Genomic DNA, 19,788 nt, shown 5'->3' on the forward strand with positions numbered 1-19,788 from the left:
AATTTCAATTTTGAAACGGAATTTTTGGGAAATCTCAGACATGCTTTTGAAAAACTCAGACGTCCTGTCAAAAAATAACGCCGTTCCTGGAAACCTCTTCTCCAACAGAATGGCGTTTAATCCTTAACTCCTATTCATTCACTAATGTTGTGTCATTTTAGCGTAGATTCTTGTTTTGTAAAGAGCCCTCATCACTAATAAAAGTAAAGCGACATCAATTGGAAACTTGATAGCTGTCCGAATGTAGCGTGCCACTATGAACAGAGGGGACTGATACATAATATTTAACCAGATAGGCGTTAAGATAAAGGAAACTAAGACAGTCGTCACCACTTTGGCAAGGATGATTCGTTTCACATTATATCCCTTCTGGAAAAGAAAGACCCCATAAATAATACCTGCTAAAAAAGCGTTCAATGTAAACCCTGGGAAGAAAAAGCCAGACGGTTTTAAAACAAAACCTAAGATATCCGTAAATATGGCGCCTAACCCTGCATAGATGGGGCCAAATACAGCGCCCATAACGGCCGACGTTAAGAACGCAAAGGAAATCTTTAAGGTTGGCGTCAGCACCAAACTAAATTGGTTCATCACCAAATGGAGTGCGATTAACAACCCCATTCCCGTTACTGTTTGACTGATCGATATCCCTTGGGGTAACCATTTCTTCAAATTCAACATAACAAAAAACCCTCCTTATATCTGGAGAGCACCATCTAAATGGTCACATTACACTCGTAACCTACTGAGCGAATGCGAATGAGCATCGCGAGGGTTTCAGTCCCTCTTCGTCCAGCAGCAACATTCCGTCCACTGACACTTAACGCACTCATCCTACTCTCAAAAAGAATTATACACGAATTTCCCTGAGAGTAAAGCGTAACTCTTTATTTTCTTTCTGTTTATGCTAAAATAATCACGCTCACTTTTCAGTTCTTAGGCTTTAGAAGTTTCTTTTTAATCCAATTTCTTTTAGAAAGCAGGCGTTTCTTTTGATAAAAACATTAAAAAACAGAATTTTTCTCTATCTTGTCGCTCTTCTTTTAGGAGCGGGAGCTGGACTGATCGATACGATCTTTGCCCTTGGTTTGGCAGAAGTTAGTGACCTCAGATATCTTGGACACTCGCGTATCTTACTCGGACTTCCTGTGATCGGTCTTCTTATTATTTTCGGCTATCGTACCTTTTCTCCTAAGGCACAGGCGGGCATGCATGCTGTCTTTACAAGTTTCTTTCAAAAAGATTCCTCGATTCCTCTGGCCCTCATTCCCCTTCTTACCCTTTCCACTTGGCTCACCCATCTTTTTGGAGGATCTGCTGGTAGAGAAGGCGTAGCAGTTCAATTAGGAGCAACTCTCGGTGATTGGTTGAGTCGGAAGTTTCCCTTCTTTTCTAAGCAAGACTTACTCATTATGGGGGTAGCTGCTGGTTTTTCGGGGCTTTTCCAATGTCCCTTAGCTGCCACCTTTTTTGCCTTGGAATTATTTGTAGCTGGGCATTTATATCTTCGCGCCCTGTGTCCGACCCTCATCGCTTCGTTTAGCGCTTATTGGCTAAGGACAAGTCTCACTCATCCAAAAACCACCTATTCCTTATTAGTGCCGTCTTTATTTTCTATGTCTATTTCTCACTTCTTAGCCTTGATTCTTTTGGGAATTCTTTGTGCTCTGGTGGGGCTAGGCTTTTCCCGCTGCCTCTCTTTTCTTAAAAAGACATGTGCCAGGATCTGTTCCAATCCTTATTGGCGGATAGGCTTAGGGGGGATTGTGTTGATGGTTCTCCTTATCTTAGCCCATCATGGGCGATATGCAGGCTTAGGGACCAACCTGATTGACCTCTCCCTCCATAATGGGACGATCTTTAGTTACGACTGGCTACTCAAACTTATTCTGACCTGTTTGACCCTTTCTATTGGTTTTCAAGGAGGAGAAGTCACTCCGCTCCTGTCTATCGGAGCAAGTTTTGGAGCTTTCATGGGGCCACTTCTTGGCCTTCCTGTTCCAATGGCCGCAGCGCTTGGTTATGTTGCCGTCTTTTCCTCAGCAAGTAATACCTTACTAGGGCCTATTTTTATGGCAATAGAACTGTTTGATCCTCAACTCTCCCTTTACGCCCTCTTAGTGGTTACGATCGCTTATGCCTTCAACCATAATGAAAGTATCTACACTGATCAAAAAGTTGCCCCTCTTCTTTCCTTCAAAAAATTCTTAAAAAATCCCTTCAAGCTCTGAAGGTTTCCGAGTTTTTAATTTCAGTCCTTCCTGCTTGGAGGGATTTTTTATTTTGAGGGGAAGACCTATTTCGCACCTTCTTCTCTGGCGACTTGTAGGTAGGTCTTTATATTCTCAATCGGCGTGTTGTAAGGCACCCCACACCCTGACCGTAAAATAAAGCCCTTAGGAGAATCTTTCCCTTTAGCGTAACAGGCTTTTACTTTTTCAGCAACTAAATCTGGACTTCCTTGACAAAGAACAGCCACTGGATCGACATTGCCCATAATAACCATCTGATCCCCCAATTCTTGTTTAGCAATTTCCAAATCCACATTTTGATCTACCGATAAGGCTGAAGCCCCCGTCTGTCCAATGAGAGGGAGGACCTTAGTGATATGGCCACAAATGTGCAAAGAAACATCCGAAGTATAGTGGTTAATATGGCGAATAAGTTCTTGTTCATAAGGCAAGGCAAACGTTTGGTAAGGGACTTGACAGCCTGACCGTAGAATAAAACCCGCTGGCGCATCGTAAGCCTCTTGGTAGACCTCTTGAACAGAATGTCTCATATCCTCTTCACTTCCTTGAAGAAAGACAGTAACTGGATCAATGTTACCGATAAGCGTAATCCTATCCTCCCTTCTTAAAACGGGAAGCCTTAGCAAATAAACGTTCAAATCTTTTGAGAACGGAAAGTTCGGTATAATCCACCCCTTTAGCGATCTGGACCATCTCTTTTCTAGCCTGACTTGAAATTAAATTCAAATAAGCGCCAGAATGGGAGGCGTTACCTACATAACGGATTTTTCCTTGAAATTCATGGGGAAATAATCCTGTAAGAAGCAGAGATTCTTCCGAAATATGACTACCAAATTGCCCTGCTACAACCACCTCATCCAGGTCTGCCGCTTCATATCCTGTCTTTTCCAACAGGACTTGAATGCCCGCAAAAATAGTCGCATTAGCTAATTGAACATGCTGGATATCCTTTTGGGTAATGATAATGTCATTGATCAAACGCACATAACGCTTGCCTTCTTTTTCAAAGATATAATGCTTTCTTTGATCGGTTGCCTCCAGACTAGTCGGATCGACTAACCTTCCTCTCTGGTTGATCCATTCTTGATCCACGAATTCACGAATAGCAGCCAAAATCCCTGAGCCACAAATTCCTAAGGGCTCTCCTCCTCCAATGACCGACAGATCTAAACCTTCTTCACCTATGTGGATCTCTTCAATCGCTCCTTGGGAAGCTTTCATTCCTGAATGAATCATCATCCCTTCAAGGGCAGGCCCTGCTGGCGCCGAACAAGCATATAAATGTCCTCGATCGCCTAAAACAATTTCTCCATTCGTTCCTATATCGATAAACAAACTTTTTCCTGGAAACTTATAGATTTGTCTAGCATATATCCCCCCTAAAATATCTGACCCAATGTAAGAGGAAACTGTAGGAAGAGCGGCCAGTTGTGCAAAGGGAGAAAGGCCATTCAATCCAACAACTGAGCAAGGAATACTTTTCCCTTTTTGAAGGGTTAAAACATAAGGAGAACGTCCAATCGTTCGAGGATCTACCCCGAGAAGTAAGTGGGTCATGGTGGGATTTCCTGCCACAGAAACTTCACAGATAAATTCAGAAGGGACCTGAGTCTTCTGGAAGACTTCCTGGATCATTTGACAGATGACCTTAATCACAACTGCTTGTTCCTCTAATAAACCCTGCTTTCCATGCTTCACTACGTAAGCAATCCGGGCGATGACTTCTTGACCAAAAGGAATCTGCGGATTCAACTCCTTAGCAGATTCTAGCAAGCGGCCTGTCTGTAAATCCACCAAGCTTAATACCATAGTTGTTGTTCCGATATCGACAGCGACTCCATATTGATGGGCTCTAGTATCTCCGTTTTCAATTCCTATGAGACGTTTTCCTTGATAAACACCTGTCCACTCTTCAGCATCTGACGAAAAAGCCCGTAAAGCTTCAAAAGGAATCTCTTCTCCCACCGCCTCTTCCAAAGCATACTCATAAGAAAACGGTTCTTGGAGACTCGGACGCTCAAAAGAAAGTAACTTCTTCGTAATGACTGGTGCAAGCGGAAGATCGGGTAATTCCCAGAAATTAAAATTGGATGATTTCTCTCAATCATTCTTCTTTTCTCCCTATCCTTCTTTGGACAACAAGCTTTCTGCAATCTTAACGGCTTCATTGGAATCTTTGACATAGGCATCGGCTCCAATTTCTTCTGCAAAAGAAGCTGAAATTGCGCCTCCTCCAACCATCACTTTAAACTGTTCTCTTAAACCTTGTTCTTTAAGAAGTTCAATCAAAGTTTTCATTTCGGGCATCGTCGTCATTAGGGCGGATAAGCCAATAATATCCGCTTGAACTTCAACGGCCTTATCAATGATCTCTTGAGCGGGAATATCTCGACCTAAGTCGTACACTTCAAATCCTCCCACTTCGAGCATAGTCGCTACTAAATTTTTACCAATATCGTGAGTATCCCCTTCTACCGTCGCTATCACGACTTTCTTCTTACTGCTAGAGGTAATCTTTTTTCCATCATCAAAGGTTTTAACAGATCCATCGCATTATTCATAGCATCGGCAGCAATCAGGACATCCGTCACATAGTATTCTTCTTCTGCAAACAAGTCCCCCTACTTCCTTCATGCCCCGAATTAAAGCCTCGACTGCTTGATCTACTGCATACCCGTTCTCTATATATTCCTGAATGGTTTCAACAATATCCTCATCTTCCATTTCAACCACTTGTTCACTTAAAATCTCAAGCAGTTCCTCTTGACTTTTCACTCGACGGCCTCCTTCAACTTTTCCTTTCTATATATAACAACATCCAGCCTTTCCTAAACATTTTTAACTAAAAATCGAATAAATAAAAGCAATATTGTATTTTAAAAAGACTTAGTCCTTTCTCATCATTTTCTGTTAGAACACCTTGAAGAGAGGTTGACTCCACTTTTAGGTCACTGTATTCCCCATTTCATCAAAAAAGCTGCTAGCTTCTCAGGAGACATCCCTATCACTAACAGCTCTTAATGCTTAATTTTTATTCTTTCTAGCTTGCCGTTCTTTTTTGGCTACTTCAATATCATACACATAATCTGGATCTATCCAATCATCCACCGCTTGTAAAGCCTCTGCAATTTGCCCTTCTACCTGACTCACTTGTTCTGAAGTTAGCTTTCGCCCTTCTGGTAAGGAGATAGGCTGGCCTACTCGAAACTTAACGCGATGACTCTTCTTTCTTGAAAAGAGGTCTTTAATATGAATAGGTCCTTGGTAAGCCACGGGTAGTAAGTCTACTTTCCCCATCTTGGCTAATACCGCTGCTCCTTCTTTAATTTCTGTCGAATAACGTGACCCTGTTGGAAAAATACCGACATTACTTGTACCTTTTTTCAATTCATTAACAGCTTCCTTCAAGGCTTTAGGGCTAGGATGTTCACGATCAATCGCAATCACACCCACTTTTTCAAAAAGCCAAGCCACCACTTTCGAATGAAAAAGTTCTTTCTTAGCTAAGAAACGAACAGGATGGGGCAAGGTATGAATAGCAATAATCACCGGATCTAAAAGCGACCGGTGAGGAGCTACAATCAGGTACTGGGTATTGGGATCATAATCCTCATGATAAGAGACTTCCGGCTTACCATTCACACACCGAATCAAAGCTTTGATGCCGTAAGCGAGTACATAATACAAACGCATGCTTTCTTCATTTCCCTTCTCTAAAAGAAAAGCTGGTCTTTAGCCAGCTCGCTTCTTTTATTTTTTTTGATTAGCTTTCATAGTGCCCAAAATTTGACGAACTCTTTTTTCAGAGGGCTTTTGTCCCATTTGTAACATCATAGAACGAATCATCTCTGCTGAAATAGGTGGGTTATCTGCAAAATAATTCATCATATATTTACGAGCGATAAAGAATCCTAGAATTACTCCTGCTAAGGATGCAAGAATAACGACAATAATCCATGCAAATGTTGTCATATTAACAACTCCTTCTCTTCTGACATCCTTACCATTTTACTAAAAATTCGAACAAATGAAAAGCCTTAATTTGGCAAGACCTTCAAGGCTCCTTCTCCCAAAGTGTGTACGATTAACTGCCTAAAGGCGGCTGGAAGAGGGACAGAGAACACCAAGTCTTCGTGACTGATCGGATGTTTAAAGGCTAAACGATAAGCATGCAAACATTGTCCATCCTGTTGAAAGAAGTGCTGGCGATAAGACTTCGCATAGAGAGGATCATCCACTAAGGGATGGTGAATAGCAGCAAGATGGGCGCGAATTTGATGCGTCCGTCCAGTCTCTAAGTCTAATTCTAAAAGTGTATAGTCTGAAGAATGAGAGAGACGTTTGTAGTGAGTCACGGCAGACTTTCCCTCCAGATCTGCAATGTAACGCATACGATCAACTGGGTGACGCTTGAGCGGATAAGTAATCGTCCCTTGGTCACTCGTCACTTCGCCATAAGCCAAGGCTAAATAAGACCTTTTGGCCTGATGACTCTGAATCTGATCGCTCAAGCCTTCAAAAGCCGCTTCTGTTTTGGCCATTACGAGAAGGCCAGACGTATCCTTATCAATCCGATGCACAATGCCCGGACGAAAACTTTCCCCTTCATGTGCCAAACGTTCGCCCTTAGCTTGAACATGAGCCAACAAGCCGTTGACTAAAGTCCCTGTTTCATGATCTTTAGAGGGATGAACCACCAGTCCGGAAGGTTTATTCACGACTAAAAGGTCCTTATCCTCATAAACAATCTCCAAGGTCATGGCTTCTGCAAGTGGCAAATGAACGTTCTTTTCTTCAGGGGGGAAGAAAGTCACCTTGTCCCCTTCTTCCAAAGGATAGCTGGCTTTTCTCACCTTATCATTCACTGTCACGCGTCCTTCTTTGATCCATTTTCCCCATTGACTCCGACTATATTGATTAGCCTTCTCTACCAAAAAATGATCAAGACGCTTACTGGAAGACGCGCTATAATCCCATTCTTTTTGCATTATTTTCCCTCTCTTTCCAAGAAAAGAGCATCTATAATCAACAGAATAGCGCCGATGGTTAGACAAGCATCTGCAAAATTAAAAACAGGAAAATCTATAAATTCTAAACGAAACATATCTACAACATAGCCCAACCGGATACGGTCCACAAAATTTCCCAAGGCACCTGCGAGGATGCACGCCAAACCGATCACTTGTCCTCTTCTACTGAGCTTTTCTCGGTGGTAATAAGTTATAATCGCCCCTACCACTAGCAAGGTCATCGGAATAAAGAACCACATATGACCAGCTAACATGCCCCAAGCTGCTCCCCGATTTTGAAGATAATAAAGGGAAAGGACGGATCGAATGAATGGAAGGCCTTGATGGAGGGCGAGATGGTGAACCACCCAATATTTAATAACTTGGTCAAAGATGAATAAAACGATACTTAATAAATAAAACAACATGGTGTTTCCTCTCTTTCTGCCAGAACAGATTATAGACTTTATTTGTTAACAAAGGATCCCTTCTTAGCCAACTGATCAGCGATATCATTATAATGATCATTAGAGTGCGCTTTGACTTTGATATAAGTGATGGCTAATTCTTTGCCTTTCTCTCGCATATAGTCTCTATAAGCTTGAGTGAAAGCATTCTTAGCCTGCCATTCACCAGATACCCATTTGCCTATTCCTTGATAATCATAATGAATCTCTAAGGCCTTAGCTTTTACTTCGAGAGCATAGGTGACTGCCCGCATAGCAGCCATCATTTCACCGGAAACATTTCGCATCTCAAGAAGTTCTTGTCTCTCTCCCCCTCCATAAAAGGTTTTCGATTCTCCCTGATAGAGAACAATACCCCCAAATCCATACCGCTTGTCAGAAAGATTATAAGAGCCATCCACATAAGCGACAGCTACTTCTTCCTTTCCACAAGCAGACTCTGAAGCCTGATCTTTTTCTCCATTCACAAAAGCTTGTGCCTGAGCCTTATCTGTAAAAGACTTAAAACTTGCATTAGAATAGCCCTTGATCTGTTCTTGGCAAGAATCCCAAGAAGTATAGACCCCTGGTTGACGCCCTTTTTTTACTGCATAATACTTCAATCCGCTATCTCCTTTCTGGACAAAAAAAGTGAGACCTAGGCCTCACTTCTCTTTCATTAAGCGGGTGACGAGAATCGAACTCGCGACGATAGCTTGGGAAGCTACTGTTTTACCACTAAACTACACCCGCATGCGTGTTCTTAACAACAGAAGTTATTATAACACGCGGGTAAACTTTTTGACAAGCTTTTTTTCTAAATTTCAAAACTGAATCCACTATCCAAGGCAATGAGAACTTTATGGTCAACTGGCTTCTCCAGAATAGCGGATAAGGCCCATTCATAGATCCGCATCTGAACTTCATAGCGTTGCCTTAAGACTTTACCTTGTGCTTCTTTGGAGAGTCTCGACACATGGTCCGTCTTGTAATCGAAGAGCCAGATTTTATCCTCTCGATCGATCAAGAAGCCATCTACAATCCCATGAATCAAAATCTTATCTCTGGTATCCTCTTGGCGTCCTGTGAGCATCTGATAAGGAACTTGATAGGAAAAAGCACGTTCTCGGTAGACTTGCTTAGCCTGCAACAGTTTCTGCCCCATCCTTGTGGTGAAAAAATCAACCACTTTTTGACAATCTTCAGTTCTTACCAATTGGGGACGAATCAATTGGTCTCCCTCTAAACTTTTTACTACAGCTTGAACAGCGTTTAAATCAATAGCAGCCTTCAAGTCTAAAGATTGCATCACGAGGTGGATGGCTGTTCCGTGTTCAGCTGCTGTGGGTTGAGAAACTTTCTCTAAGAAATCAGGTTCTGGAAATTGATCCACTTGATAGCGTAAACCAAACACAGCTTGTTCTCTATCTCCCCCATACTTCCACTGTAAAAAGCGCTCATCTTCGGGTTCTGATAAGAGATGTTTCAATTCAGAAACCGACTGATAACTGGAAGTCTGAACCGCCGATTGGTGAGCATATTGAAAACTGGCTTTCGAAAATTCTAAGGAAAGTGGCTCCCGCTTCGTTGAAAGATCTGAATAAACCACGTTCTTTTGGAAAGACCGTCCAGTCCTCATTAAATCTTCTTCCGCAATCACTTGAAGGGTAAAGGAGGTCTTCACCGCATCATAAACAGACTCACTCCCCACAGCATAAGGCAGGCCCTTCTTGAAATGAGGATGTCGGGCAAGAGTAGGTAGAATCCAATCTTGAACGCTATTTCGATTACTCTGAATTTGTCGAACCTTATCAGGTAATTTCTTATTTCGAGAGATCCCCTTCGTTTGATCTTGCCATTTCGTACACTCTTCTTCCAAGTGATCACTTGCTCCCACCAAAATAAGTTTTTGTTCGGCGCGGGTTAAAGCCACGTACAACTTCCGTTCCTCCTCTGAAGTCAGCGCTTCTTTTTCATAGTGCTCTGCTAGTAAGCGAATAGGCGTCGTGTACTTACAGCCATGCTTGAAGTCTTGAACCTTAACCCCTAAACCTACTTGATCACTTAAAAGAACAGCTTGCGTAAGATCTGCCAGATTAAATCCCTTAGCCATATTAAAGTAAAACACAATCGGGAACTCTAGCCCTTTAGAGCCATGAACGGTTAAAAGTTGCACCGCATTCTCTTCTAAACTCTTGTTTTGTGGCGTTTCCAAATCTTTTTGGTGGGATTGAATTTTTTCGATATACCGCACAAAAGCAAAAAGTCCTTTTACTTGGTGACTTTCAAATTGCGCCGCATGTCGGTACAAGCCATGCAAGTTACTTTCTCTTTGAAGACCATTCGTCATGCCACTTACCATTTCCAGATAACCCGTTTCTTCATAAATTTTCCAAATCAAATTCGAGAGAGAATGATCCTTGGCATAGTCCCGCCATTCTGAAACTTGCTGCATCAATTGGACCACCGACTGGTAAAAGGTTGGTCTCTCTTCATTCGGGGTGTCTGTTAAAAAGGTCTTAACGGCTTCATAATAAGAAGATTCTTTATTGGCTAACCGAATCCTTGCCATCTGAGCTTCATCCAACCCTACAATAGGGGAACGTAAAACGGCAGCCAATGGAATATCTTGGTAAGGGTTATCGATAATTTTGAGAACAGCTAGCATGGTCATAATCTCTGTTCTTTGGAAATAATTCTGACGTTTATCTTGCAAAAGAGGAATCCGATAAGCCGCACAGGCATTCTCCATAGCGAGATAAAATTGCCGATCATTCCCTAAAATAGCAATATCCCCATAAGTCACCGGACGTAAATGCTCTTCTGTTTCCACCTTACGATCATAAATTTGGAAGTGGTCGTGATTCACCAATTGATCAATTCTCTTGGCCACAAGCTCAGCTTCCAATTCCATGCGAGAGGCCTTAGGAGATCCCTCTTCTAGGCCCTCTTGTTTTTCTTGAGAGACTAACAAAACCTCCGTTTGATAGTCTTCATCTTCCTTATACCAAGAAGCCCCCACTTGTAACTGGGCTTCCTCATAGTAAGCCACGCCATCCAAGGACTCATCCATTAACTGAGAGAAAATAAAATTCACAAAAGAAAGCACTTCTGAGCGTGACCGGAAGTTCTGGGCCAGTTGAATCTTACATCCCTCCATCTCTTCCCCCTCTTCCTGAGAAGAACTATAGGTTTGATACTTTGTCATAAACAAATCCGGTTGAGCAAAACGGAAACGATAGATGCTCTGCTTCACATCTCCAACCATAAACCGATTGTTCGACTGATGCGCCACTCCTTGCCTAGAAACAGCTTCTAAAATGGCTTCCTGAAGTCCGTTCACATCTTGATATTCGTCCACCATCACTTCTTTAAAGCGTTCCTGATAGTAGCGAATAGCTTCATTATCTCCCTGATTAGCCGTCAGAATATCATAGGCAGATAATTCAATAGCTTGAAAATCCATCACTTTCCGCTCACGCATTTTCTCTTCCATTGCTTCCATAAAAGCAATCGTCAAGCGAACCAAAGCATTTGCCAGTTGATAACTTTCCTCCAACATCTCTCCTAAAGTTGTCTCTTCAAAAGCATAAAAGGGGAAAATTTTATCCCAAGCCAACCTCTTCTTCATCTGAGTAAATTGCTTCGCCCAGTCTTTTTTGACAGTCATAGCTTCTGATTTTGGAGTCAATTTCACTTTAGGAAAAGTCATCTTCGGAAAATCAGCCAAGGAGCGGTAAACCCCCGAATAGGTGCCTTTTTCCATTTGCTGAAGAAGATTCTTCATTTCTTTTTCGTAACCAAGAAGTCCTTCATAAAGTTCCTGCCAAGCTTCTTCATCCTTTCCGGGCATTTCAGAAGGGAAATTTTCCAGATAAAGGCTGTAAGGGACCATCACTTCTTCTTTGAAAATCTTCGTGACCAGAGGTTTGACTTGCTCTTGATACAGAGGGCTTTCGGTATAGTTTTCGCCTCTTGGATACCAGCTAAGGCTCTTTTCTAACCAGGCTTTAGGATGGGCGTGGGAGCGAGATTTTTGGTAAAAAGTATAAATCAACTGATCCACTTGCTCTACCTGTTGGCTTCTCCCTTGCGAAAAATTCTCATAAAGCTGATCAAAATCAGAATAATACGCCTCCCATTCAGCAGTTCCTTCAGTAAGAATCGCTTCCTTCAGATCTGACCATACTTCTTCATAAAAGAGTGCCCACTCTGTTTCATCCGTGACCAAACGATAAGTCGGATCCAAATGAATAAGATAATAATATCGATTCACCACTTGCCGACAAAAGGCATCTATGGTTTGAATATTGGCTTGGTGAAGTCTTAACACTTCCTCTTGAAGGTGATGGCGCCTACTCTCCTCTGGTTCTCGATTGATCTCTTCCTTGAGTCCTTTTTCAATTCTTTCTTTCATTTCCTTAGCAGCTAATTCTGTAAAAGTCACTACCAGAAGATCCAACAAAGATCTGCCCTCTTTCACCTGAGTCATCAGACGTTCTACCAGAACTCGGGTTTTCCCTGACCCAGCAGAGGCAGATAGGAGCAGGTTATTCCCCTGATAATGAATTGCTTGAAATTGTTCAGGCGTAAATTGATCATTACTCGTTTGTAGTAAGTTCATTCGGTTTCCTTTCTACTGAGGTATCCCCTTCTTCTTCCTCAGAGGTCTGCTTTCTTAATTGATCAAAGAAGGTCGTCTTATCCATTTTGACTTTGTCGACGTAATGCTTACCCGGTTCGGTCAAATCAAATTGAGCGACACTCTTATAGAGAGTGGTTGATGGTAAGTAGGGTTCCTTTTCCATCGGGTTTAGGGGAATATCTCCTGCTAAAATGTGATCCACCGTTCTTTGCAGACAAGCTTCCACATAGGCTAATAGGGTGTCAAACTCCTTCAAAGTCAAAATCGAAGAACGTTTAGTAAATTCCCCTCCCGTCGTCAATTGATAAGGATAAATGTCAGGACCCTTGTGCGGATCTTTGAGTACTTGATTTAAAAGCTCCTGACTGCCTAATAAATAGCCCTTGTAACGATATTCTGCCAGCATGTCTGTATTTTCTCCGACTTTTCTAGCGTATAAGTGATCATAATCCGCCTGACTGGTGATCTCTTTCAAAGGGGACTTAATTTCTTGATAAAAAGCCCCTAAAGGAATTCCCTTATTTTTGGGAAGGGATTGCAATTGAACCAATAAATAAGTAAACAATTGCAAGTCAATTCCTTGGTAAATTCCACCAAAGTCGACCTCTCGTTTACCTGACTTATAGTCAGTGACTTGGATAAGATGTTTTTCCTGCCCCTTTTCTTCATACAACATGGTCTCTAATCGGTCAATCACGCCTCGCAAATAGACAGGAATAGGATAATTGGCCATCCAAGGGTAGGTTTTGGTGAAGGTCTTTTCATTCGCTGCATTTTCTAAGCCCAGCAACTGATCCCGTTGCAACAAGACTTGAATCATTCGGGAGAGTGTTTCATTTAATTGCTTTCTCTGATAGTTATGACTAGGTTTGACTCGTAAGACCGCATAAAGATCTTCTTTGGCAACCGATTCTGTCACTTTATCAAAAACCGTTTGAAAGTCTCCCCCTTTTTTGATCGCTTCAAAATAATTTTGTAAGACGCGGTGATAGTAATCCCCTGTTAATCGCTCATCAATGGTAAAGAGCTGTCTTTCCCGAAGACGCAAGCCATACTTTAAGAAATAAGAAAAAGGATCCTTGTTATACAACTCTAAACTCGATACAGAGACAGAGAGTTTTGGACCATACAAGGCTTGAGCAAGAGAAGGGGGAAAGTTTTTTACTTCTTTTTTGACGCCTAAAGTCTTTAAAATCTTAGCGGTAAGTGCTTCTTCCCGACTTACCGATAAAAAGCTTTCCTTTAGGTTAGCCAATTTTGCTTTCTCTTTGCCATCTATCCGTCCTTGAAGTTTAACAAAGGCTTGCCGTTGAGACCGCCAGTTGCCTAAAATATAAGCGGCTCTTTTCCCTAAAAGATCCCCATGATCCTCCAAGTCTAATTCAAAACGTTGCCTTAAATAAGCAAGATAAGGAGAGATTTGAGCTTCTTTGGTTTGCGTAGGCGTATAAGAATAGGTCAAATAGAGGTGGTCTGTGGCAGAGAGAAAAAGTTTATAGGCGATAAATTTTTCATTGTGATTAAGGGCCTGATTACTCATCGCCAAGCCCTCGTCTTCTGCCATAACTTGGGTCAATAACTCCCGCTCATCTTCATTGAGAAGAGAGGGTTTTTGATAAGTCTTCGGCAAGGTGTTATCCGTTAATCCGATAGCAAAAGTCACCCGCTTGGAAGCAGACCGTTGACTATCTATCCCTCGAATGGTCACACTGTCTAAAGTAGGCGGCACTATATGAAAGTTTGCCTTTTCAAAAGCAACCTGCAAAAGGCTAAAGAACTCTTCCACAACAAATTTTTTTTCAGTGAACAAGTCATGATACTGCTCCAAAGTTTTCACAAAACATTGCCAGGCCTGTTCATGTTGGCGTCCCAACTCTAAAGAGGAATGAGCCGCTTGGTCTTTCGCCCAAGTCATCAAAGTCTGAGGCACCCTATTTTTCTTCAAGAATTGATACAAATACCGCACCGCTTGATCTACTGTTTGATCGGTCGCCCAGTTCTCAAATAAAGGCATCAAAGCCGCAGACAAAAAAGCTTTAACTCGGTTAGCGGTCTCTTGCGTTTCTTGGTCAAAGGTATTAGCGACTACACGTCCACTATCATCCACATGCAGATAATTCCAAATGATTCCTGGTTTCCACCATTTTCTACCTTCAAAGCCATTTTTCAAAACTACATTTTCTGTGCGATCAACCATTTCCCTAAAAGTTTTCAATTCTTCCAAAGAAAAATTTCCCTCTTCTAAAGGCAAAAGAAGCTCCGTCCGTAAAAGGTCGAACACATCTTCATACTTCCAATTGCCTTTATAAATTTGAAACAACGCTTGGAAAAATCTTGCCAAGGGATGGTTGGCCATCGTTTCGCTGTCATCCACAAAATAAGGAATTTCATTGGCTCTTAAGTAAGGCAAGACGTGTTGGCGAACACCCGCCATATCTCGTGTTAAAATTTGGATTTCTCGATAACGAAGCTTGCCTTGACTCACCTCATGATAAATTTGGTTGGCAACTTGTTCACCTTCTCCATACACACTCGAACAGGCCCATAAGGAAACGACCGCTTGTACAGCTGACTTCTCCTTATCTGCCAACTCAGAAGAAGAGGTCGTTAGAGTCGACCAGTCCTGACACAGGGTCTGATCTAGAACTCTAAAGCCTTCTTGGACGTCCTCACTCCAACCTGCTGAACGGTCCACAGCTACTTTAACGTGGGAGGCCTTGGCTTTGGCAATCAAAGTCCGATAAGTTTCTTGCGTCACAACAAACAAATCTTGCCCACTTCGTCCGTCTTGCCCCTTCTTTTGACCTTCCAAAGTTAAAAGAACCTCAACCTGGTCCGTAATCTGCATCAACAGATCGAGCGCGGCCCATTCATTAGCATGGAAACGATAAAAGCCTTCTATGACAATCCGAACGTTGGTCAAATCTTTCTGCATTAATTCTTCTTTTAACAAGCGGTAAAGGGTATCTTCTTTTAAGTAACGTCCAGTCATCCATTCTTCATAAGCTTGATAGATGCGCTGAATTTCTTTCAATTTAGAGAGTTGAGATTGAACAAGCGGTTGATGAGAGAGTTTGGAATGTTCCAATTTCTCAATCATCTTTCCAAGACTTTGACTGGTTACATTGCCCACTTCAAATTCTTTAAACAAATGCGCCAATTCTTTTTGAAAACCGAGCAGCCGACTTTCCTTTCGAAAAATCACTAACTCCTCTTCCAATTGAGTCAGAACTTTTTTTAAAATCATGGTCAGGCCCACTTCATCTACTCCGTCCGCTAACTGAAAGCGCCTCTGCCCTAATAAATACCAAGCCAACCGCTTAAAAGAGAAAACCTGCAGTCGCATCATGCCATTATCCTGCCTCTTTTTGGTTCCTTCTGACTTCAGGAGAGTCATAGCCTCTAAGATCTGACTCTCCATTTCAAATTTCATATGTTCAGGCACAATATAGTAGACTTCATGGCACTCATCACTTCTTAGATAATCGGCAATCTCCCGATAAGTTTTTTCTTTATTAGCTCTTGTATCTCGCAAGGTCGTTATCTGTAACACAATCTCCCCTCCTTCCTTTCTTTAGGCAAAGTGAAAAGGATCCGTATCAACTTGACTTTCTACAATCTCTATATTCTTTTGATGAGAATCAAACCACTCTCTCAAATAAGCTGTCATTTTTGGAATACAGATGTTTTCCATGGCATGCCCCGGGTCTATCACCGATAGACCGTGAGCGAGTATATCGTGGCCGGTATGATAATCGACATCCCCTGTTAGATAAACTTCCGCTCCATCAGCTAAGGCTTTTGGATAATAAGAGGAGCCTCCTCCCCCTAAAACAGCCACCCGTTGAATTTTCTTCTGGGGATCTGGACTAATATAGCGGACCCCATCTTTGCCTGATAAAGCTTTAATCTTCTCTACATAATCCTTCACTCGAAGCGGTTCCTTTAATCGACCGATCCGCCCCATGGCAATGGGACGTTTACCATTAGCTAAAGGAATAACGTCCACCACTGGCTCCTCATAAGGATGGTTGGCCTTGATCCACTCCACAACTTGAGCGTATTCTCTTTCATAAGCGATAAAGGAGAGAGCTACTTCTTCCACTCGACTCACTGTATTGCGCTGTCCAATAGCGGGATGGGCCTCGTCATTCGGAATAAAACTTCCTTCTCCTTGTACAGCAAATTGACAGTGACTGTAATTGCCAATCTGACCAATCGGATAAGGGGCCAAGGCCTCCTCTAATTGGGTCACGTTCTCCCAAGGAACGTAGGTAATGAGACGATAAGCCTGCTCATAAGCATGTGGTCCAAAAGAATGCACATCTTCCAAACCATAAGCCTCCGCTAACCAATCATTCATTCCTCCTTCTGCCGCGTCCAAGTTCGTATGTGCACTATACACCGCAAGGCCGTGTCGAATAATTTGGGCATACATGGCTTGTTGGGGATCTTCTTCCGTCAAAACCTTTGGCGAATGAAAAATCACAGGGTGATGAGAAAAAATCATGTCTGCTCCAACTTCTTTGGCTTCTTCCACTACTTCAGGACGAACATCCAAAGTAACTAAGACCTTATGAACAGGTTGATCTCTCTTACCAAAATGTAAACCTATCGGATCTCCCTCTATGGCATAGCTTTCTGGGGCTAATGCCGTTACAGCTTCTATGACTTCTTGAACAGAGCTATTCTTTTTCATCCGCGTCCTCCTCTAATTCTTGTTGAATAAGAGAGAACTTCTTCTTAAATGTCTCCCTTAATTCCTGCTGATCACTGTGTTCCATTTGCTCAATAATCCCTTTTAAGTTGGCTTGTTTTCTTTGCCACTTGCTGTTAAAAACCTCAGGATCGTCTTTCTTCGTATAAATTCCCATTAAGAGTTGCACATCCGTCAGCTCTTGAGGGGTGTCGGTAGGGAGTGCCACTATAATCTCATACATTTTCCCAGCATCTTCGAGGATTTTCTCATCCGTAATCCGATAGCCATGACCAATCAGCCATTTTCTGACCAAGATTTCATCAATATTAGGTTGTAATATCAGACACGGCCGATTCTGCAAACGTTGTGTACAGTAAGCCTCTTGTAAGATCTTAGCGATTAATTCTCCTCCCATTCCAGCAATCGTCACCGCTTCCACCTGATCTTCAAGGCGCAAAGTCGCTAAGCCATCCCCCAATCGACAATCAATGCTTTCACTTAAACCTGCCCTTTCCACTTCAGAACACATATGCTCAAAAGGACCTTGACTGACTTCACTCGCTATGGCTTGATGAATCCTCCCCTTTTGGCACAAAAAAATAGGTAAATAAGCGTGATCAGACCCTATATCTGCCAGTTTCACACCTTCTGGTACACATTCTGCTATCTTCTTCAAACGTTTTGATAAATTCTTTTGCACAGTAAACTCTCTTTCTTTTTTATTCCACTTCATTTGCTCGTAAATAGCGACACAATTCTTTTTCTAACCCGCTGAACTCAAATGAATCCCTTCTAAAGTTAATTCCGGTCGAACATAGCCCCTCTCATTATAAAAAGACTGCCAATCAAAGATAGGCACTTGATACTGCTTGCCTAAGCTTCTCAAGGATCGATTCAAGCCTTCAATCAAGTGATTATCTACAGAGGGTTCTTCTTCTAAATTTTTCATGACCAAGGCTAATAAGATCTGAGAAGGCGCATAATAACTTGTCAAGGAGGATAAAGTTTTATCCATCCAATAGGTCGGATTGGCTTGCCCTAATCCTTGGGCGAGTTCATTCATTCCAAACATCAGAATAATCTTATCATAGCTTTTCTTTAAACGTCCCTCAGCCGTGGCCCCACATTGCGCCACATTATCAATTTCATAAGGGCCTAAGTGAGTCAAGGGATAATTCGCCAACACCGAATGACCATAGAATAACACCTTCATGCGTCCTCTTCTCCTCCTCTTCAGTATCAAAAAGACATTTTCAAATTATCACCATTTCTGCCTCTCTCAAATTATACAAAAAGATAAAGCCTTGAGAAACCCAGATCTCTTTTTTTCTGAAGCGAAAGATAAGAATTTGCGCTATAATAAATATTAAGATTCCCTCTTAAGAAAGGAAGATAGCTATGGGTTTTCGTTTTAAAAGTGATCAACAAGAAACCATTGAAGATCTCTTTGACCGTATCATTCAACCTGTCCAACCTCGTAAAGAAGCACAAACTGAACCTCAAATTGGAGAACACCCCCTCTATCTGATAAGTGACGACTTTATTCAATCCCACAGTGCCTTCGCAGATTTTCAAGCTTTTAAATTAGCTGCTCCTATTCCTCTCACACTCACGCCTCCGAATGAAGGGGATCTTTTTCTTTTGAACCTCTTCATCAAAGAACACACAGATTTTTCTTCTTGGCAAGAGCTGTTAGACGCTTATCACCATTCTTTACCTACTCATTAAAAAAAGGACTGTCCCTATCTATCCAAGGGACAGTCCTTTTTCATGACTACTTATTTGGGAAAATATTTTTCTTCGATTTGACTAAACCAAGCTGAAAAGCAATAGCCAGCATAGAACATCACACGGGCAATAATCAAGGAAAGAAATGCCTGACACTACGAGACCTTCAGATGTAAAAGCAGGAGCTACCACCGTTGGGAAAATAGCCAAGGAAGACCCAAGGACTGTTCCAAAAATAAAATGATACATTCCTGCATAATAGCAGCGGAAGAGATAATTCGCCAGCTTCGCTAAAACTAACACACATAAAATGGCCCCAATCACTAATGGAATGACGGTTGCCATATTCAAGTGACTAATATCTGAAGACATCTTCTCATAAAGTCCAAAATAGATTAAGAAATTATTTGGGCACATTTCTGGCACAATAACGCCTAAACCAATCAAAGCCCCTGATCCTAACCATACCATAAAATTAGGCTGCACTTGGGTCAGATTTTTCCCTCCAAAAATCATCAAACCGGCTAACAATACTGCCGTAATACCTAAAATACAAAAATCTTTAGAAGACCTCCATGTTCCCCTGCTTGTTTGTATAAAGAAAGAAAAGTTCCAGCCACAAATCCAATAAATAAACAGGTGAAGAAAGCTTCATAAGCACCAAAAGCCTTAGCCACAAAGAAAGAAAAAAGAAGAATTCCTAAGACAAAACCAATTCCCATTGGAATAAAATACCGCACATTTTGCCAAAAACGATCGGTTAAATTTCCCAAAAAGCGAAGCATTTTGTCATAAATTCCAAAAATAACTGCTAACACGCCACCTGATAATCCTGGCAAAATGCCTCCAATCCCCACAAACATTCCTTTAACTAAGCGGAGAAACCAATCTTTAGAAAATTCGGGTCCCATTTCTAAATCATCACATTGTTCTTCGTTCATCTCAAACCACCATGTTCAAACGATTTTCCTATTATACATTATTCCTAACTTTCATCCTACTTGAATTG

Annotated in this window: 20 protein-coding genes, 1 tRNA gene and 1 riboswitch; of the genes, 2 read left to right on the forward strand and 19 right to left on the reverse strand. The window is 41.8% G+C overall.

Going from position 1 to position 19,788, the window contains the following annotated elements; genetic code table 11:
* Positions 1 to 141: 141 nt before the first annotated feature.
* On the reverse strand, positions 142 to 681 hold the full coding sequence (locus tag AWM71_RS00565; RefSeq protein WP_060776187.1) for a folate family ECF transporter S component: 540 nt from the start codon (positions 679 to 681) through the stop codon (positions 142 to 144).
* Positions 682 to 745: 64 nt separating this feature from the next.
* Positions 746 to 844, reverse strand: a riboswitch (THF riboswitch).
* Between the two features lie 148 nt (positions 845 to 992).
* Between AWM71_RS00565 and AWM71_RS00570 the strand changes: the two genes are divergently transcribed.
* Positions 993 to 2,231 carry a chloride channel protein gene (locus AWM71_RS00570; protein ID WP_236701130.1) on the forward strand — a complete coding sequence of 413 codons (1,239 nt, stop codon included), beginning with the start codon at positions 993 to 995 and terminating at the stop codon, positions 2,229 to 2,231.
* Positions 2,232 to 2,296: 65 nt separating this feature from the next.
* On the opposite strand, the gene AWM71_RS00575 is transcribed toward AWM71_RS00570, so the two are convergent.
* The 16 genes from AWM71_RS00575 to AWM71_RS00640 all read right to left on the reverse strand — a co-directional run bounded on the left by AWM71_RS00575 (position 2,297) and on the right by AWM71_RS00640 (position 18,264).
* Positions 2,297 to 2,890: a uroporphyrinogen decarboxylase family protein gene (locus AWM71_RS00575; RefSeq protein WP_335338716.1), complete on the reverse strand. Its 594-nt coding sequence runs from the start codon at positions 2,888 to 2,890 to the stop codon at positions 2,297 to 2,299.
* Positions 2,844 to 4,229, reverse strand: coding sequence for an ASKHA domain-containing protein (locus tag AWM71_RS00580; RefSeq protein WP_144428607.1), 1,386 nt, complete (start codon positions 4,227 to 4,229; stop codon positions 2,844 to 2,846). The genes AWM71_RS00575 and AWM71_RS00580 overlap by 47 nt, the downstream gene beginning before the upstream one ends.
* A gap of 144 nt (positions 4,230 to 4,373) precedes the next feature.
* Positions 4,374 to 4,739, reverse strand: coding sequence for a cobalamin B12-binding domain-containing protein (locus AWM71_RS08395; RefSeq protein ID WP_236701131.1), 366 nt, complete (start codon positions 4,737 to 4,739; stop codon positions 4,374 to 4,376).
* Positions 4,736 to 4,843: a hypothetical protein gene (locus tag AWM71_RS08635; RefSeq protein ID WP_236701132.1), complete on the reverse strand. Its 108-nt coding sequence runs from the start codon at positions 4,841 to 4,843 to the stop codon at positions 4,736 to 4,738. Before AWM71_RS08635 ends, AWM71_RS08395 begins: the two co-directional genes overlap by 4 nt.
* Positions 4,806 to 5,027: a B12-binding domain-containing protein gene (locus AWM71_RS08405; RefSeq protein ID WP_236701133.1), complete on the reverse strand. Its 222-nt coding sequence runs from the start codon at positions 5,025 to 5,027 to the stop codon at positions 4,806 to 4,808. The genes AWM71_RS08635 and AWM71_RS08405 overlap by 38 nt, the downstream gene beginning before the upstream one ends.
* Before the next feature lie 249 nt (positions 5,028 to 5,276).
* Positions 5,277 to 5,945, reverse strand: coding sequence for a lysophospholipid acyltransferase family protein (locus tag AWM71_RS00590; RefSeq protein WP_060776191.1), 669 nt, complete (start codon positions 5,943 to 5,945; stop codon positions 5,277 to 5,279).
* 57 nt (positions 5,946 to 6,002) lie between these two features.
* Entirely contained in the window at positions 6,003 to 6,224 is a 222-nt protein-coding gene (locus AWM71_RS00595) for a YneF family protein (protein WP_060776192.1), read from the reverse strand.
* A gap of 65 nt (positions 6,225 to 6,289) precedes the next feature.
* Positions 6,290 to 7,240, reverse strand: coding sequence for an RluA family pseudouridine synthase (locus AWM71_RS00600; RefSeq protein WP_060776193.1), 951 nt, complete (start codon positions 7,238 to 7,240; stop codon positions 6,290 to 6,292).
* On the reverse strand, positions 7,240 to 7,689 hold the full coding sequence (gene lspA / locus AWM71_RS00605; protein WP_060776194.1) for a signal peptidase II: 450 nt from the start codon (positions 7,687 to 7,689) through the stop codon (positions 7,240 to 7,242). Before lspA ends, AWM71_RS00600 begins: the two co-directional genes overlap by 1 nt.
* 38 nt (positions 7,690 to 7,727) lie before the next feature.
* Entirely contained in the window at positions 7,728 to 8,330 is a 603-nt protein-coding gene (locus tag AWM71_RS00610; protein ID WP_060776195.1) for a ribonuclease H1 domain-containing protein, read from the reverse strand.
* A gap of 59 nt (positions 8,331 to 8,389) precedes the next feature.
* Positions 8,390 to 8,460 (reverse strand) — tRNA-Gly (locus AWM71_RS00615).
* A 64-nt stretch (positions 8,461 to 8,524) separates the two neighbouring features.
* Positions 8,525 to 12,331, reverse strand: a complete 3,807-nt coding sequence (gene addA, locus AWM71_RS00620; RefSeq protein ID WP_060776196.1) for a helicase-exonuclease AddAB subunit AddA — start codon at positions 12,329 to 12,331, stop codon at positions 8,525 to 8,527.
* Complete coding sequence (locus AWM71_RS00625; protein ID WP_060776197.1) at positions 12,309 to 15,905, reverse strand: PD-(D/E)XK nuclease family protein; 3,597 nt, start codon at positions 15,903 to 15,905, stop codon at positions 12,309 to 12,311. The genes addA and AWM71_RS00625 overlap by 23 nt, the downstream gene beginning before the upstream one ends.
* Positions 15,906 to 15,926: 21 nt before the next feature.
* Positions 15,927 to 17,051, reverse strand: a complete 1,125-nt coding sequence (locus tag AWM71_RS00630) for a Nif3-like dinuclear metal center hexameric protein (RefSeq protein ID WP_060776198.1) — start codon at positions 17,049 to 17,051, stop codon at positions 15,927 to 15,929.
* On the reverse strand, positions 17,038 to 17,751 hold the full coding sequence (locus AWM71_RS00635; protein WP_060776199.1) for a tRNA (adenine(22)-N(1))-methyltransferase: 714 nt from the start codon (positions 17,749 to 17,751) through the stop codon (positions 17,038 to 17,040). Before AWM71_RS00635 ends, AWM71_RS00630 begins: the two co-directional genes overlap by 14 nt.
* A gap of 63 nt (positions 17,752 to 17,814) precedes the next feature.
* Positions 17,815 to 18,264: an SGNH/GDSL hydrolase family protein gene (locus AWM71_RS00640; protein ID WP_060776200.1), complete on the reverse strand. Its 450-nt coding sequence runs from the start codon at positions 18,262 to 18,264 to the stop codon at positions 17,815 to 17,817.
* Positions 18,265 to 18,449: 185 nt separating this feature from the next.
* Here AWM71_RS00640 and AWM71_RS00645 point away from each other — a divergent pair, with 185 nt between their 5' ends.
* Positions 18,450 to 18,779 carry a hypothetical protein gene (locus AWM71_RS00645; RefSeq protein ID WP_060776201.1) on the forward strand — a complete coding sequence of 110 codons (330 nt, stop codon included), beginning with the start codon at positions 18,450 to 18,452 and terminating at the stop codon, positions 18,777 to 18,779.
* An 81-nt stretch (positions 18,780 to 18,860) separates the two neighbouring features.
* Here the strand turns inward: AWM71_RS00645 and AWM71_RS08535 are convergent, their stop codons facing one another.
* Positions 18,861 to 19,265, reverse strand: coding sequence for an undecaprenyl phosphate translocase family protein (locus AWM71_RS08535; protein WP_250636675.1), 405 nt, complete (start codon positions 19,263 to 19,265; stop codon positions 18,861 to 18,863).
* 59 nt (positions 19,266 to 19,324) lie between these two features.
* Complete coding sequence (locus AWM71_RS08540; protein ID WP_250636676.1) at positions 19,325 to 19,720, reverse strand: undecaprenyl phosphate translocase family protein; 396 nt, start codon at positions 19,718 to 19,720, stop codon at positions 19,325 to 19,327.
* Between the last annotated feature and the right edge of the window lie 68 nt (positions 19,721 to 19,788).

The sequence above is a fragment of the Aerococcus christensenii genome (genome assembly GCF_001543105.1).
Lineage (GTDB): Bacteria > Bacillota > Bacilli > Lactobacillales > Aerococcaceae > Aerococcus > Aerococcus christensenii.

Excerpts from the sequence above, each read along its gene's own strand:
- AWM71_RS08540 (WP_250636676.1), bottom strand. The coding sequence starts at position 19,720 with ATGAACGAAGAACAATGTGATGATTTAGAAATGGGACCCGAATTTTCT.
- AWM71_RS00640 (WP_060776200.1), bottom strand. The coding sequence starts at position 18,264 with ATGAAGGTGTTATTCTATGGTCATTCGGTGTTGGCGAATTATCCCTTG.
- addA (WP_060776196.1), bottom strand. The coding sequence starts at position 12,331 with ATGAACTTACTACAAACGAGTAATGATCAATTTACGCCTGAACAATTT.
- AWM71_RS00565 (WP_060776187.1), bottom strand. The coding sequence starts at position 681 with ATGTTGAATTTGAAGAAATGGTTACCCCAAGGGATATCGATCAGTCAA.
- AWM71_RS00645 (WP_060776201.1), top strand. The coding sequence starts at position 18,450 with ATGGGTTTTCGTTTTAAAAGTGATCAACAAGAAACCATTGAAGATCTC.
- AWM71_RS00600 (WP_060776193.1), bottom strand. The coding sequence starts at position 7,240 with ATGCAAAAAGAATGGGATTATAGCGCGTCTTCCAGTAAGCGTCTTGAT.
- AWM71_RS00590 (WP_060776191.1), bottom strand. The coding sequence starts at position 5,945 with ATGCGTTTGTATTATGTACTCGCTTACGGCATCAAAGCTTTGATTCGG.
- AWM71_RS00595 (WP_060776192.1), bottom strand. The coding sequence starts at position 6,224 with ATGACAACATTTGCATGGATTATTGTCGTTATTCTTGCATCCTTAGCA.
- AWM71_RS00630 (WP_060776198.1), bottom strand. The coding sequence starts at position 17,051 with ATGAAAAAGAATAGCTCTGTTCAAGAAGTCATAGAAGCTGTAACGGCA.
- lspA (WP_060776194.1), bottom strand. The coding sequence starts at position 7,689 with ATGTTGTTTTATTTATTAAGTATCGTTTTATTCATCTTTGACCAAGTT.